Source organism: Clostridium sp. YIM B02500 (genome assembly GCF_022324665.1).
Taxonomy (GTDB): domain Bacteria; phylum Bacillota; class Clostridia; order Clostridiales; family Clostridiaceae; genus Clostridium; species Clostridium beijerinckii.
In genome coordinates, this window is record NZ_JAKGTE010000020.1 from 25,932 (window position 1) to 40,905 (window position 14,974).

A 14,974-nucleotide genomic window follows, 5' to 3' on the forward strand; every position below is an offset into this window, starting at 1 on the left:
GTAGGAGGAAATTTTAATATGAATTTATTAAACCAAGTAAGAGCTAAGTTAATATCAGCATTTTTATTAGTGGCTATATTAATTGCAGTTGTAGGCACAATTGGTGGAATAGAAGTAAAAAGAGTAAATAAAAATGCAGAAACAATGTATAGCGTAAATTTACAGAGTGTTAATGAAATCTTGTCAATAAAATCAAATATGTCGCAAATAAAGAGCGAAGTTTCAGTTATAATGTATGATCAAAATAAAAAAGAAACTGATAAAGCAAAAAAGAACATTACCGATATGGTAACTGAAGATAACGAATATATAGCTAAATATGAGAAATTAATCGCTACTGCAGAGGAAAAAGAAAATTGGACGAAGTTTACTGAGAATGTAACAAAATATAGAGATGCAAGAAACAGGATAATAGATGCAGCAGATCTAAACGATTCAAATGAAGTGACGAAACAGTACATGATTTTTTTACCCATAGAAGATGAAATGCTCGCTAGCCTTGATAAAGTTATAGAAATAAATTTAACGGCAGCAAAAGTAGCAAGTGATAATATCAATTTATCATCTGCGCGAACAAACATAATTATGATTTTGATGAGTATTGTAGGTTTTATAATTGCTGTTTTACTTGGAATATTTATGTCAAGTCATATAAATAAGCCTTTAAGGAAGATAAGAGATTATGCAGAGAGATTAGCAATGTATGATTTTTCAACTCCAATTGCCATTACTAGAAAAGATGAATTTGGACAAACTGGTATTGCTTTAAATAAGGCGCAAAAAAATGTGAACATATTAGTTAAAGAGATTATGGAGAATTCTCAAGATATAAGTGCGTCGAGTGAGGAACTATCTGCTACAGCTGAAGAATTATCTTTGAGAGCTAGAAGTATTGATGATGCTATAGCAAACATTTCTGATGGTATGCAAGAATCTAGTGCGGCAGCCGAGGAAATAAGTGCATCGGTAGAAGAAGTGGATTCAAGTGTTAATGAACTTTCAGGAAAGGCAATGGAGGGAAGCAGTAGTTCAAGTAAATCCAAAGAGAAAGCAACAGAGGTAAAGAATAGCGGTAAAAAGGCTATAGAAGAAACAAGAAATCTATATGCAGAAAAAGAGAACAAAATGTTAGAAGTTATTGAAGATGGAAAAGTAGTAGATAATATAAAAGTTATGGCAGATACAATAGGAAGTATAGCTGAACAAACAAATCTATTAGCTTTAAATGCAGCTATAGAGGCTGCAAGAGCAGGAGAACAAGGTAAAGGCTTTGCAGTTGTTGCCGAAGAAGTAAGAACACTTGCTGAACAGTCATCACAAGCTGTAACGTCTATACAGGAAACAATAAATAGAGTACGTGATGCTTTTAAAAATAGTATCGATACTGGCAATGACATACTTTCATTTATTAATACTGAAGTACATAGACAATTTAATGCTTATATGGAAACCGGTGACCAATATTATAATGATTCAAATTTCGTCAGCATGATGTCAGAGGAAATTGCAGCTATGTCAGAAGAGATAACAGCTACTGTAGGTCAGGTTAGTGAAGTTGTACAAGATATGGCACAAACTACTCAAAAGTCTAGTGAAGAAGTAACTACAATCAAAGAAAGCATGGATGAGGCAACTAAAGCTATAGAGCAAGTTGCGCTAACAGCACATAGTCAGGCAGAGCTCGCCCAAAGACTTAATGAAATGGTACAAAAGTTTAAAATTTAGGTATCAAGATGCAAGAAATAATGATTTTATCTTTAAGTCAATTTCATCAATAGAAATATAATTATACATATAATTTATGGAGGATATAAGTTTTGAATTTATATCCTCTTTTTATATTTTCATAGTTTTTCGGAATCAAAATATTTATGATTTAGGTAAGTTATCCCATAAGTATAAGTTATATGTTGTTTATAGATAACACAATCATAAATTATATAGGATATGAAATATATTCCAAACAGAAATGAGTGATATACTTTTGTGGAATGTTTCGTTGGTAATTTTGATGGATGTGATTCTTTGGCTATAAGTTGTTCCAAATGTGCTAGTTCAAAAAGTGAGAATCGAAAAGTGATGCTCCAAATTTTACATTTGGTAAGCAGAACTTTCTCTATGAGCATTTTATATTTCGTTCTTCGAACTTTCTCTGTTGAGCGCTTGTCTTTGAGGCTAGCACTTTGGGTGCAACTTTATAGCCTTAGAATCACCCATCAGAATTGCCTAGAAACTGGAATAAAAGTATATTATTCATTTCGGTGTGGTATACGCATAAGTATAGATTATAGCTAGTTTATCTATAACATCTAAGAAATTCGATAAAAAAGTGAAGAATTTCGTATGGAGACTAATTGATAAAATCCCTATAATTAGTAATGTAAACGAAGAACAGATTTGAGTCTTTGTTTTAGGATTTAGATAAGAATATGGAGGGGTAAAAATGAAAAGGTTTAAGAGTCTATTAACAATTGTAATGTCAGCAGCTATAGTTGCAACAATGGCAGGATGTGGAGCAAATAAGAGTGCAAGTTCTGGAGGGGATGCACAAACAAGTACTAAATCTTCAAATACTTTAATTGGTTCTGCAATATATAAATTTGATGATACTTTCATGACAGGAGTTCGTACTGCTATGGAAGGTGAAGCTAAGGAAAAAGGATCAACTATTGAACTAGTGGATTCACAAAATAAACAACCTACTCAAAATGAGCAAGTTGATACATTTATTACAAAAGGTGTAAACGCTTTAGCAATAAATCCAGTTGATAGAACTGCAGCAGGTCCTATCATTGAAAAAGCAAAAGCTAAGAAACTTCCAATCGTATTTTTAAATCGTGAGCCAGAAAAAGCAGATATGGATAGCTATGATAAGGTTTGGTATGTAGGTGCACATGCAGAACAATCAGGAACTTTATCAGGTCAACTTATAGCTGACTACTTCAAAGCACATCCAGAAGCAGACAAAAATCATGATGGAGTGGTACAATACGTAATGCTTCAAGGAGAACCAGGACATCAAGATGCTACTCTTCGTACAGAATATTCTATAAAAGCTATTGAAGCTGCAGGATTAAAAACTCAAAAACTTGCTGCTGATACAGCAATGTGGGACAAGGCAAAAGCTACTGACCTTATGAAAGCATTTATGACAGGTCAAGGCGTTGATAAGATAGAAGCAGTTCTTTGTAACAATGATGATATGGCTCTTGGTGCAGTAGAAGCATTAAAAGCTGAAGGATATAACAAAGGTGATGCATCTAAATATATTCCAGTAGTTGGAGTTGATGCAACAGCACCAGCATTACAAGCTATGAAAGAAGGATCACTTCTTGGAACAGTTCTAAATGATGCACAAAACCAAGGTAAGGCTACAGTTAATATAGCTTTAGCAGCTGCTCAAGGTAAAGAAATTAATAAAGAAAATGTTGGATTTGATGTAACTGATGGAAAATATGTATGGATTGACTATGTAAAAGTTACTCAAGATAACTACAAGGATTATTTAAAATAAGATATATCTGACATAGAAATTGTCAGGGATGCGAGATTATAAAAAATCCCCATCCCTGAATTATTATTTAGAAAAGGAGGATGCTTGTATGGGTGAATATGTACTGGAGATGAATAACATAACAAAGGTATTTCCAGGAGTAAAAGCATTAGATGGTGTAACATTGAGGGTTCGCAAGGGAAGTGTCCATGCATTAATGGGAGAAAATGGTGCTGGAAAATCAACCCTAATGAAATGTCTATTTGGTATTTATCATGAAGATGGTGGAGAGATCATATTAGATGGAAAGAAAATGGAGATAAATACTTCAAAACAAGCATTGGATTTAGGTGTATCAATGATACATCAAGAATTGCACCCAATTCGTTTCCGTCCAGTTATGGAAAACATTTGGCTTGGCAGATTTCCAATGAAAGGAATTGCTGTTGATAAGAAAACTATGATTAAGAAAACAAAGGAATTATTTGAAGAAATTGAGTTAGATATAAATCCTGAAGCATTAGCGGGAACACTTTCACCATCTAATCTTCAATTAGTTGAAATAGCAAAGGCTGTTAGCTATAATTCTAAAATTATTATTATGGATGAACCGACTTCATCATTAACAGAAAATGAAACTAAGCATTTATTTAAGATAATAAAACAACTTCAAAATAAGGGCTGTGCAATTATATACATATCCCATAAGATGGAGGAAATTCTTAAGATATCAGATGAAGTAACAATTATGAGAGATGGTCAGTATGTAGGAACTTGGGATGCTAAGGATCTTACAACAGACTTAATTATAAATCGTATGGTTGGTCGTGATATGACTAATAGATTTCCACCAAGAGAATATACACCAAGTAAAGATGTTGTATTAAGGGTAGAAAATCTTTGTTCTCCAATTAAAAAATCATTCCAAAATGTAAGCTTTGATTTACATAAGGGTGAAATACTAGGAATAGGTGGTCTTGTTGGGGCACAACGTACAGAATTAGTCGAAGCTTTATTTGGACTTCGTGAAGTAGCCTCTGGTACTGTAGAAAAGGATGGGAAGATTATAAAAATAAAAATCCCTAAAGATGCAAAAGAGTATGGTTTTGCACTGTTAACAGAAGAAAGACGTGCTACTGGTATATTTGGTATTCTTTCAGTACTAGATAATACTGTAATTGCAAGTCAAAAAGAATATGCTAAAGCAGGAGTTTTGCAAGAAGCAAAGAGATATAAAGCTGCAAAGCAGTCAAATCAAGAACTTAGAACTAAAACACCAAGCATGGAACAATTGATTCAAAATCTTTCAGGTGGAAATCAACAAAAAGTTTTAATTGCACGTTGGCTTCTTACAAATCCAGATATTCTTATATTGGATGAGCCTACAAGAGGTATTGATGTTGGAGCTAAGTATGAAATCTATTCGATCATGCATGAATTGGTTAAGAAGGGCAAGTCAATTATTATGATTTCTTCTGAAATGCCAGAATTGCTTGGTATGTCAGATAGAGTTATGGTTATGTGTGAAGGTAAGGTTACTGGAATTTTAGATCAAAGTGAAGCAGATTCAGTAAAAGTTATGAATCTTGCTACAAAATTTATGCAATAAGAAATATCTCCTTTATCAAGTGGGACTTAATTCAGGTAGGGTTAATCCATAGCTGAATTTTAGTTGAACTTATGTCCTTAAGTGTGCAGTCGTTATTTTATCCTACTTATAAAGAGGTGAAAATATTACGGATGCTAGGTATTGGATAAATGAAATTTTATAACAAATGATTTTGGTAGGAGAGAAAGAAAGTGAGGTATGTAATATGAGTGGAGAGAAGATAGTTTCACGAAAAGGCTTTGGAAAAATATTTTTAGGTATTGGTGCTTTTTTGGTGGCTTTAGGAATTGTTTTTAATTTTATTTTAGATCCAAGTGTATTTTATGATTTACCAATTTATGTAGGTGGAGTTGGTATAGCATTACTTGTTTATGGCGCAAAACAGTTTTTGGATAAGAAGAATGCAGACATGGATGTTATTTTTTCATCAAAGACTGTAAAACATTTCTTTACAGATAATGCGATTATTATAGCATTATTATTACTAGTAGTTGTAATTATGATAATTCAACCACGTTTTATGCAATATGCTGTATTTTTAGATATTTTGACACAATCATCAACAAAAATGATTGTTGCTTTAGGAATATGTTTTACATTATTAATTGCTGGTACTGATTTATCAGCAGGACGTATGGTAGGTCTTGCAGCTGTAATATCAACTTCAATGTTGCAAAACCCTGATTATGCAAATAGATTCTTCCCTAATATGCCACAGTTAGCAGTTATCATTCCAATACTGTTAGCAGTAGTTGGATGTGCTATATTTGGAGTTCTTAATGGTTTCTTGGTTGCAAAATATGATATGCATCCATTTATTGCAACATTGGCGTCTCAAGTTATAGTATATGGTGTAACTTCTCTATACTTTGATTTACCTCCAAACAAATCACAACCTATTGGTGGTATTCGTCAAGACTTTATAGATCTTGGACAAACAAAATTATTTCAAATTGGAAGTTTCCCAGGAATATCAATTCTAGTTCCAATTGCTGTAGTATTTATAATTCTAGTTTGGTTTATTTTAAATAAAACTGTATTCGGTAAGAATGTATATGCTATTGGTGGTAACCGTGAAGCAGCAGTAGTTTCTGGAGTAAATGTATTTGCAACTATTATGGGTATATTCATCTTCGCATCACTTTTATATGGTGTTGGTGGTGTACTTGAAGCAGCTAGAACAGCTGGTGCAACAAATAACTATGGTAATGGTTATGAGCTTGATGCAATCGCAGCCTGCGTTGTAGGTGGTGTTTCATTAAATGGTGGCGTTGGTAAAGTTGGTGGAATAGTAAGTGGTGTTCTAATCTTTACTGTTATCCAATATGGATTACAATTTATAGCGGTAAGTCCTATGTGGCAACAAGTTATAAAAGGTATTATCATAGCAGTTGCAGTTGCAATAGATATGGCAAAATACAGAAGAAAATAATTATTAAATAAATAAAATGCAGGCAAATCATTAGTTTTTTAGCTAGAGATTTGCCTGTATTTTATTTATTTTCTAAATAATAATCAAATTGGTAAGCCTTAGCACTCGTGCTAGTAATAATTTAATACATAATGTATAATAGTATTTAGGCATAATCAAAAAATAACAAATCTATCTGTCAGTATTTTTTAATCATAATTTATTGCCAAAGTGCCCTAATAGACCTGATATGAGAGTAATTTGTCTCCTTGGCTAATAAAAAATATTCATGGCAGTTCTAATTGTTATTTATTTTCATGTGCCTTATTAAATAATTCATCTATCGGAGGTAGTTAAATGAATTCATATAGAATTATGATTGTAGACGATGAAGAAGAAATACGCCTTGGAATCATAAAAAAGATTGATTGGGAAGCCAATGGATTTATAGTTGTTGGTGATGCTGAGAATGGACAAGATGCCTTGGAAAAAGCAGAAAAACTACAGCCAGATGTTATAATGACAGATATTAAAATGCCATTTATGGATGGGTTGGAACTAGGAAAGAAGTTGGTAGAATTAATGCCATCTACAAAAATTATTGTATTTTCAGGATGTGATGATTTTGAGTATGCTCATAAGGCAATAAAGATAAATGTAGTTGAATATGTTTTGAAACCGATTAACTCAGCAGAACTCATAGAAGTTTTAGTGAGGCTAAAAGAACAGCTCGATCGTGAATATAACGAAAAACGAAATTTAGAAACACTTTATAAGCATTATATTAAAAGTCTACCAGTAATTAGAGAACAATTTTTAGTTGGTGCAATTGAAGGCAGGATAAATGAAGAACAATGGCATGAACAAATGGAGGAGCTGGGAATAGAATTCAAGTATAAGCATTTAACAGTAGGGATTATTCAGGCAGATGGAACACTATCCTTTGAAGAAAACTTAAATAGTTTTTCGGGGCAAAAGGAATCAGCACTTACACCAATTTCTATTAAGAAAATTGTAGATGAAAATGTGGGTAAGTATTGTAAATTTATTAGTTTTATTTATTCTGGTATGGTAATAGTTATGGGTAACTTTGAAAAAAAGGAAGATATATTATTATTTATAAAAGGTATAAATGAGGTTTGTAAGGTTTATAAGAGAATTATGAGTTTAACAATATCTGCAGGAATAGGGTATGTTTATAGTAATCCTTCGCAAATACGTTTTTCATATAGAACTGCACAAAATGCATTAGATTATAGATTTATATTAGGAGCTGGAAAGGCTATTTATATTGATGATGTAGAGCCAGATAATTCAATCCAGCTACAACTTGATGAGAAAGAAGAACGATCGATGTTAAATGCAATAAAAATTTCTTCAGAGGATGAAATTTCAGAGGCAATTGATAGTTTGTTTAAGAAAACAGAGGATTTATTATTGCCTTTTAATCAATATAGAATTTATCTTATGGAAATTATGACGTCACTTTTAAAACTTGTTCAAACATATGCATTTGATATAGAAGAAATTTTTGGTGAAAATTTTAATGCATACAGTTATTTAGAATCCTTTAATTCTATTCATGAAGTCAAAAAATGGATTATAGAAAAAGCTATTAGGATAAATAGTTATATTAAAAGAGAGCGAATCAATTCATCTATGATGCTTATTGAAAAAGCAAAACAATATATAAAAGAAAATTACAGTGATTATGATGTTTCAGTAGAAAAATTATGTTCTAAATTGCATGTTAGTCCAACATATTTTTCTACAATGTTTAAGAAGGAAACAGGAACAAGCTTCGTAAATTATCTCACAGCAACACGTTTAGAAGAAGCCGTTAAACTTTTGAATACAACAGATGATAAGACATACATGATAGCGGAAAAAGTTGGATATCCAGAAGCTAATTATTTTAGTTATGTTTTTAAGAAACAGTTTGGAGTATCTCCATCAAAGTATAGAAAGAATTGAGTTGATTTACTATGCTTAATTTGTTTAAGAGAAAAATACAGAAGACAATAAATTACGTTAACAGCGGAAGTATACAACATATAATATCAATTTCTTTTACCGTAATAGCAGTTATAGGAATGGTTACTGTTGGAGGGGCTTTATATTTTCGTTTTATAACTTCCACTGAAGAAATGGTATCTGAGCATAATAAATCTATGTTAGATCAAGTAAATTTGAATTTAGATTCTTATCTGAGGAATATGATGAAAGTGTCTGATACCACTTATTACAATGTAATTAAGAAGAAAGATTTGGCTACAGATACCATAGATAAAGAAATGGACTTATTGTATGAAACAAATAAAGATTCACTTATAAGCATATGTGCCTTTTCGCAAGATGGGGAAGTTATAGCGGCATCTCCTGTAAAACAATTAAAAAGCTCTATTGATCCACGAGTGAGTGATTGGTTTACTAAAGCGATAGATAAGAAAGAAAATTTACATTTTTCAACACCTCATGTTCAAAATTTATTTGTAGATCCAGATTATAAATATCGTTGGGTCGTATCATTAAGTAGGGCTATTGAACTTACTAATAATAAGAAAACAACATCTGGAGTATTGTTAGTTGATATAAATTTTAGTGGAATAGAGCAGATATGTAAAAATGCAAATATAGGAAAGTCAGGATATGTTTATCTAGTTGATAGAGAAGGCGAAATTATTTATCATCCTAGGCAGCAATTGATTTATTCAGATTTAATAGATGAAAATAATAAAATTGAAGCAGCTTATGATGATGGAAATCATATAGAAACTTTCAGAGGAGAAAAAAGATTAGTTACAGTTAAAACTGTTGGATACACTGGATGGAAAATTGTCGGAATTACACCGATGTTAGATATTACTTCAGATTATTATCAAATGAGTATATTTGCTGTGTTCATTATGTCTTTCGCTATCTTTATACTTGTATTTCTTAATATGTTTGTCTCTTCAAGAATAGCTAACCCAATACGATTATTAGAAAAGTGTGTGAAGAAATTGGAAAATGGAGTAAAAGATGTAGATGTTTCGATAAGCGGATCATATGAAGTTCAGCATTTAGGAAAAGCAATTCGTTCTATGGTCAACCAAATGCATACACTTATGGACAACATAATGATTGAACAAGAATCAAAAAGAAAAAGTGAGCTTAATGCTCTTCAAGCACAAATTAATCCCCATTTTTTATATAACACATTGGATTCAATCATATGGATGATAGAAAATGAAAATTATGATGGGGCAATAATTATGGTAACTGCTTTAGCAAAACTTTTTAGAATAAGCTTAAGTAAAGGCAAAAATATAATAACAGTGAGAGATGAAATTGAGCATGCACGAAATTATTTGACCATACAAAATATACGGTATAAAAATAAATTCACATATAATATTGAAGTTGATGAGAAAGTTCTTAATTATGGAAGTATTAAATTAATTATTCAACCGTTAATTGAAAACGCAATTTATCATGGTATGGAATTTATGGGGGGAGATGGTGAGATTTTAGTAAAGGCATATGCAAAAGATAATGAGTTATATATTGATGTTGTAGATAACGGACTTGGAATGCTTCAAGATGTTGCAAATAGCCTTTTAACAGGTGAAAGCAAGATTGAAAAGAAGAGCTCTGGTATAGGATTGAAGAATGTTAATGAAAGAATACAACTATATTTTGGAAAGAGATATGGACTCGAAATTTATAGCGAGCCAGATGAAGGGACAACAGTTCGTATTCATATGCCATGTGTGGACTTTTATGAAATTAGAAAAAGGGAGGAAGATAAATAGTGAAGAGAAAAAGGAAGCAAATTTTTATTACTTTATTTTTGCTATTAATATTATCTTTCTTACTTTTCTTAAATAATACATTGTGGCATGAAAAAGATATAAGGATATACAACATATCAATTATAACTAGAGGAAGAAACAGTGAAAGCTTAATGATAATGAGACAGGGGATAGAGCAGGCAGCTTCAGAAATGAATGTTAATGTAAGTTTTGTTACTTTGTCGGAAGATAATAGTATTGACGAACAGAAAGAACTTATAGAACGAGAGATAAAAAATAAGGCAGATGCAATAATTATATCGCCTGCAGATTACGAGAAAATGGCAGAACCAATAGAAAATGCTAGAAAAAAGATACCAATTATATTATTTGATTCTACTATAAAATCAGAACATGCTCAGCCTAGTATTTCTTGTGATAACTATAAGCTTGGATCTAGCTTGGGGGAAGAATTAATAAAGAACGGAGATATGAACAAGAATATTTTAATAATCAAAAACAACTTAGAGTGCAGCAGTGTAAAGGAACGATATAATGGATTCATGAGTGTTATGAATCGAACATATAACAAATGTACATTTTGGGATTTTTCAGAAGATAAGCAGACTACTTATTATAATCAAGCTAAAAGTTTGTTAGAGAACAATAATATTGATGTTGTGGTTACATTTGATGCAGGATTATTAGAAAATGTTTCTCAAGCTAAAAAGGATGTAATGGGTATTAACAAAGAAAAAGCATCAATAGAGATATATGGGACAGGAAGTACAAGCAAAATTCTTTCTTTTTTAGAAGATAAGGTTATTAGTGCAACAGCTATTCAAAATGAATTTAATGTAGGATATCTAAGTATAAAATCAGCAGTATATAAGATTAATAAAAAAGATATGCCCAATAACATTATCTCTTCAACAGTTATAAATACAAAAAATATGTATTCGGAAGAAAATCAAAGATTATTATTCCCATTTGTTAGATAAGCACCATAAATGCAAGGATGAACTTTTGTATAAATGTATTGTGGTGCTTGATGGAATCATATGGTGGAGGGATTGTAGTGAGATTAATTAAGAAATTATCAGGGCTTTTAACAGTAGTCTCAATTTTTAATGTATTGTCATCTTGTAGTGCAAATGTGAAATCGGCAAATTATAGTAATGATATTAAGGAAATAAAAATAGGTGTAACCTTATATAAACAAGATGATGCATTCATATCAGAAATTTCAAAGAATATTGAGGATATAGCAAAAGAAAAGGAGAATCAAGGTAAATATAAGATCATTGTGAATGTTGCAGATGCTAAAGGAAATTTAATTAACCAAAGTAATCAAGTAGATAAATTTGTTGCGCAGAATTACGATGTTATATGCGTAAATATGGTTGATCGTACAGCGGCATCTATGATCATTGATAAAGCAAAATCAGCTAATATTCCAATTGTTTTCTTTAATCGTGAACCAGTAGAGGAAGATATGGAAAGATGGAATAAGCTCTATTACGTTGGAGCAGATGCGCAACAATCAGGTGAGATGCAAGCAAATATCATTATAAATGCTTATAAAAAAGACAATAAAATGGTAGATAAAAATGGAGATGGCAAAATCCAGTATGTAATGCTTGAAGGAGAGCAGGGACACCAAGATTCTTTAATTAGAACGGAATACTGCATTAAAACTATAACTCAAAATGGAATTGAATTAGAGAAATTAGCTGATGATACGGCAAATTGGCAAAGTGCTCAGGCAACAACAAAGATGTCACAATGGATTAAAAATTTTGGAGATAAAATTGAAGTTGTATTTAGCAATAATGATGAAATGGCACTTGGAGCAATAAATGCAATAAATGATGCTAATATAGGCGGTAAAAAACCACTAGTTGTAGGAATTGATGGGCTTCCTAAAGCGTTAGAGGCAGTGAAAAATGGATCTATGATAGGAACTATTTTAAACGATTCGAAAAAACAGGCAAATGCGATCTTCAATCTTGCATATACATTAGCTTCTCATGGAAATGTAAATTCCATAGAGGGACTTGAGAAAGGAAAGTATATTAGGACTCCTCATGCTGAGGTTACTAGTGATAATGTTGATTTATATATAGAAAATAAATAAAATTATATATTATGTATAGATAATGTAGAAGTATATTTATTACAAAAAAAGAAGTAAGTCTTTTTCGATTTACCTCATTTTTTGTATAAGCATACTTCTATTTTTATAAATTTTTATCAGCAGGATCTATAGCTATAGTTAGATTATATTCAATATGCCTTATACCAGTATAAAGTTCTTTATTACACACATAATAAAATAAATGATTTAAGAAATAAAGATAAAATTTAATGTGCTTTTTATGTATAGAAACTGACCATGAAGGCAAAGTCTTTGCAAAGTACTATGAAAATAGGTTTATTTTCGTAGGAACCTTAAGTATCGAGATGCTAGGAAGAGTAGGGAGCTATTTGATAAATCAACGGAGGATAAAAATGAGAAATTCTAAAAAGATATTGGTATTATTCACTATTATGGTTATGATAATAAATTTATTATTAAATTCTAATAAAGTAGTTGCCAATATCAAGTTAACAGCCACGGAAGGAAGGCCAGTAAGAGCAAGCGTATTATTACGTACTTTGGAGGATCCATATACCGCCTTACTTAAGCAAAGTTTTGAAGAGATTCAGAAAAATAATCAAGGGAATATTGAATTTACTTTTTATGACTGTAAGAATGATCAATCATTACAAAACAGAAATGTTAATTCAATACTTAATGCAGGAAATGCAGATATTATATTACTGAATCTAGTAGATCCAACAGGAGTGAGGACAATTGTAGATAGAGTCAAAGAAAAAAATATACCTTTAGGTTTATTCAATATAGAACCACTAAATATGGAAACTGTAAAATCATATAGTAAAGCTTATTTTGTTGGAACAAATCCAGCCGAAGCGGGAATACTGCAAGGTGAACTTCTTTCCAGCTTATGGAATAAGGATAGAACAATTATTGATAAAAATGGAGATAATATAATGCAATATGTTATGTTGATGGGACCGCGTAATAACTTGGAGGCAATTGGAAGAACTAAGTATTCTGTTTTATCAATCAATGATGCAGGAATTAAAACAGAAGAAATTGCTTTGAGAGTTTGTAATTGGGAAGAAAACTTAGCTAAAGATGCTATGGATGCATTATTCTTATCGAATGGAAATAAAATTGAAGTTATAATTTCTAATAATGATGCTATGGCAATAGGTGCAATTGAGGCATTGCAAAAGTATGGATATAATAGTGGAGATAAAAATAGGACAATACCAATTGTTGGTGTAGATGGGATACCGAAAGCGATACAGCTCATTAATCAAGGAATTATGACTGGATCTGTTCCTCAAGATGCAGCTAGCATGGCAGAAGCGACTTATCTTATAGGAATGAATTTGGTTAATGGTAGACCTCCACTTGATGGAACTTCGTATAAGTTTGATGATACAGGAGTTGCAGTACGTATTCCTTACAAAGGATATATAAGCAATGATAATATCTAAGGTTATTTAAGTTGATTAAATAACTTATAATAAAAAATATGGAGGATTAGTATAAGATGTCTAAGAAAATAACTACCATAATTATTATCATGATTGCAGCAGCTATGCTAATAAGCATTAATCAAAGTAATATCATGGCGAGTTCAAGAATTGCTGAAGGAAAGGCTATTAAAGCAGCTGTACTATTATATAGATTTGATGATGCTTATATTTCTTTAGTTCGTGAAAATTTAGAAAAAATACAAAAAGAGAACGAAGGAAACATTGAATTTATTTTTTATGATGGGAAGAATGATCAATCTATACAGGATAAAGATATTAATAACTTAATTGAAAAGCAAGATGTTGATCTTTTGCTAGTAAATCTAGTCCAAACAACGAGTACACAGTCAGTTATTAATAAAGTAAAAGGAATTAATATTCCAGTAATTCTATTTAATAGGGAACCAGTTGCGATAGATTCTATAAGATCTTATAATAAAGCTTGCTATATAGGAACAGAGGCTGAGGAAGCCGGACTATTACAAGGAAAAGTTATTATAAATGCATGGAATAAAAATAAAACAGCAATGGATAAAAATAAAGATGATATACTTCAATATGTTATGTTAATGGGAGAACAAAATAATTTAGAGGCAATTAAAAGAACAGAATACTCTATATTAAAAATCAATAATTCGGGAATAAAGACTCAAGAAGTTGCATTAAGGGTTTGTGATTGGAATGAGGAAGAAGCTAGGAATGTTACTAAAACATTGTTTCTGCAGTATGGAAATAAAATTGAGGCTATAATTGCGAATAATGATTCCATGGCTATAGGTGCGATTAAAGCATTGCAAGAATATGGCTATAATAAGGGTGGCAAGACTCCTAATATAGCAGTTGTAGGAGTTGATGCAATACCAGAGGCACAGGAATTAATTAAACAAGGAATAATGACTGGGTCTGTTCTACAGGATCCTTATGAATTAGCTAAAGCACTTTACAGTGTTGGAATTAATCTTGTTTCTAATAAAAACCCGCTTTATGATACAGAATATAAATTTGATCAAACAGGAGTTTCAATTCGATTGCCTTATCATGAATACATGAGTAAGTAAGAATTAAAAGATATA

At 31.3% G+C, this 14,974-nt stretch carries 10 protein-coding genes; all 10 read left to right on the top strand.

What is annotated here, in order from left to right; translation table 11 throughout:
- Positions 1 to 18: 18 nt before the first annotated feature.
- The 10 genes from L1S46_RS16330 (at position 19) to L1S46_RS16375 (ending at position 14,959) form a co-directional block, all read left to right on the top strand.
- A complete protein-coding gene (locus L1S46_RS16330) occupies positions 19 to 1,725 on the top strand; it encodes a methyl-accepting chemotaxis protein (RefSeq protein WP_238858928.1) in 1,707 nt (568 codons plus the stop codon).
- Positions 1,726 to 2,443: 718 nt separating this feature from the next.
- The gene (locus L1S46_RS16335; protein WP_012060590.1) at positions 2,444 to 3,514 is read left to right on the top strand and encodes a galactose ABC transporter substrate-binding protein; all 1,071 of its coding nucleotides are present in this window, start codon (positions 2,444 to 2,446) and stop codon (positions 3,512 to 3,514) included.
- A gap of 88 nt (positions 3,515 to 3,602) precedes the next feature.
- Positions 3,603 to 5,102: a sugar ABC transporter ATP-binding protein gene (locus L1S46_RS16340; protein ID WP_012060589.1), complete on the top strand. Its 1,500-nt coding sequence runs from the start codon at positions 3,603 to 3,605 to the stop codon at positions 5,100 to 5,102.
- Between the two features lie 205 nt (positions 5,103 to 5,307).
- Entirely contained in the window at positions 5,308 to 6,534 is a 1,227-nt protein-coding gene (mglC, locus tag L1S46_RS16345; protein ID WP_023973608.1) for a galactose/methyl galactoside ABC transporter permease MglC, read from the top strand.
- 336 nt (positions 6,535 to 6,870) lie between these two features.
- Positions 6,871 to 8,487: a response regulator gene (locus L1S46_RS16350; protein ID WP_238858927.1), complete on the top strand. Its 1,617-nt coding sequence runs from the start codon at positions 6,871 to 6,873 to the stop codon at positions 8,485 to 8,487.
- An 11-nt stretch (positions 8,488 to 8,498) separates the two neighbouring features.
- Positions 8,499 to 10,307 (top strand): sensor histidine kinase, encoded by a 1,809-nt coding sequence (locus L1S46_RS16355; protein ID WP_077856087.1) that lies wholly within the window; start codon positions 8,499 to 8,501, stop codon positions 10,305 to 10,307.
- Positions 10,307 to 11,287 (top strand): substrate-binding domain-containing protein, encoded by a 981-nt coding sequence (locus L1S46_RS16360; protein WP_012060585.1) that lies wholly within the window; start codon positions 10,307 to 10,309, stop codon positions 11,285 to 11,287. Before L1S46_RS16355 ends, L1S46_RS16360 begins: the two co-directional genes overlap by 1 nt.
- Positions 11,288 to 11,364: 77 nt before the next feature.
- The gene (locus L1S46_RS16365) at positions 11,365 to 12,423 is read left to right on the top strand and encodes a galactose ABC transporter substrate-binding protein (protein WP_038457975.1); all 1,059 of its coding nucleotides are present in this window, start codon (positions 11,365 to 11,367) and stop codon (positions 12,421 to 12,423) included.
- 374 nt (positions 12,424 to 12,797) lie between these two features.
- Positions 12,798 to 13,859, top strand: a complete 1,062-nt coding sequence (locus L1S46_RS16370) for a galactose ABC transporter substrate-binding protein (RefSeq protein WP_238900443.1) — start codon at positions 12,798 to 12,800, stop codon at positions 13,857 to 13,859.
- A 56-nt stretch (positions 13,860 to 13,915) separates the two neighbouring features.
- Positions 13,916 to 14,959, top strand: a complete 1,044-nt coding sequence (locus L1S46_RS16375; protein WP_238858926.1) for a galactose ABC transporter substrate-binding protein — start codon at positions 13,916 to 13,918, stop codon at positions 14,957 to 14,959.
- Positions 14,960 to 14,974 lie beyond the last annotated feature (15 nt).

What these genes read in the sequence shown, in the direction of transcription:
- L1S46_RS16340 (WP_012060589.1), top strand. Translation starts at nt 3,603, where the DNA reads ATGGGTGAATATGTACTGGAGATGAATAACATAACAAAGGTATTTCCA.
- L1S46_RS16355 (WP_077856087.1), top strand. Translation starts at nt 8,499, where the DNA reads ATGCTTAATTTGTTTAAGAGAAAAATACAGAAGACAATAAATTACGTT.
- L1S46_RS16335 (WP_012060590.1), top strand. Translation starts at nt 2,444, where the DNA reads ATGAAAAGGTTTAAGAGTCTATTAACAATTGTAATGTCAGCAGCTATA.
- mglC (WP_023973608.1), top strand. Translation starts at nt 5,308, where the DNA reads ATGAGTGGAGAGAAGATAGTTTCACGAAAAGGCTTTGGAAAAATATTT.
- L1S46_RS16330 (WP_238858928.1), top strand. Translation starts at nt 19, where the DNA reads ATGAATTTATTAAACCAAGTAAGAGCTAAGTTAATATCAGCATTTTTA.
- L1S46_RS16375 (WP_238858926.1), top strand. Translation starts at nt 13,916, where the DNA reads ATGTCTAAGAAAATAACTACCATAATTATTATCATGATTGCAGCAGCT.
- L1S46_RS16350 (WP_238858927.1), top strand. Translation starts at nt 6,871, where the DNA reads ATGAATTCATATAGAATTATGATTGTAGACGATGAAGAAGAAATACGC.
- L1S46_RS16370 (WP_238900443.1), top strand. Translation starts at nt 12,798, where the DNA reads ATGAGAAATTCTAAAAAGATATTGGTATTATTCACTATTATGGTTATG.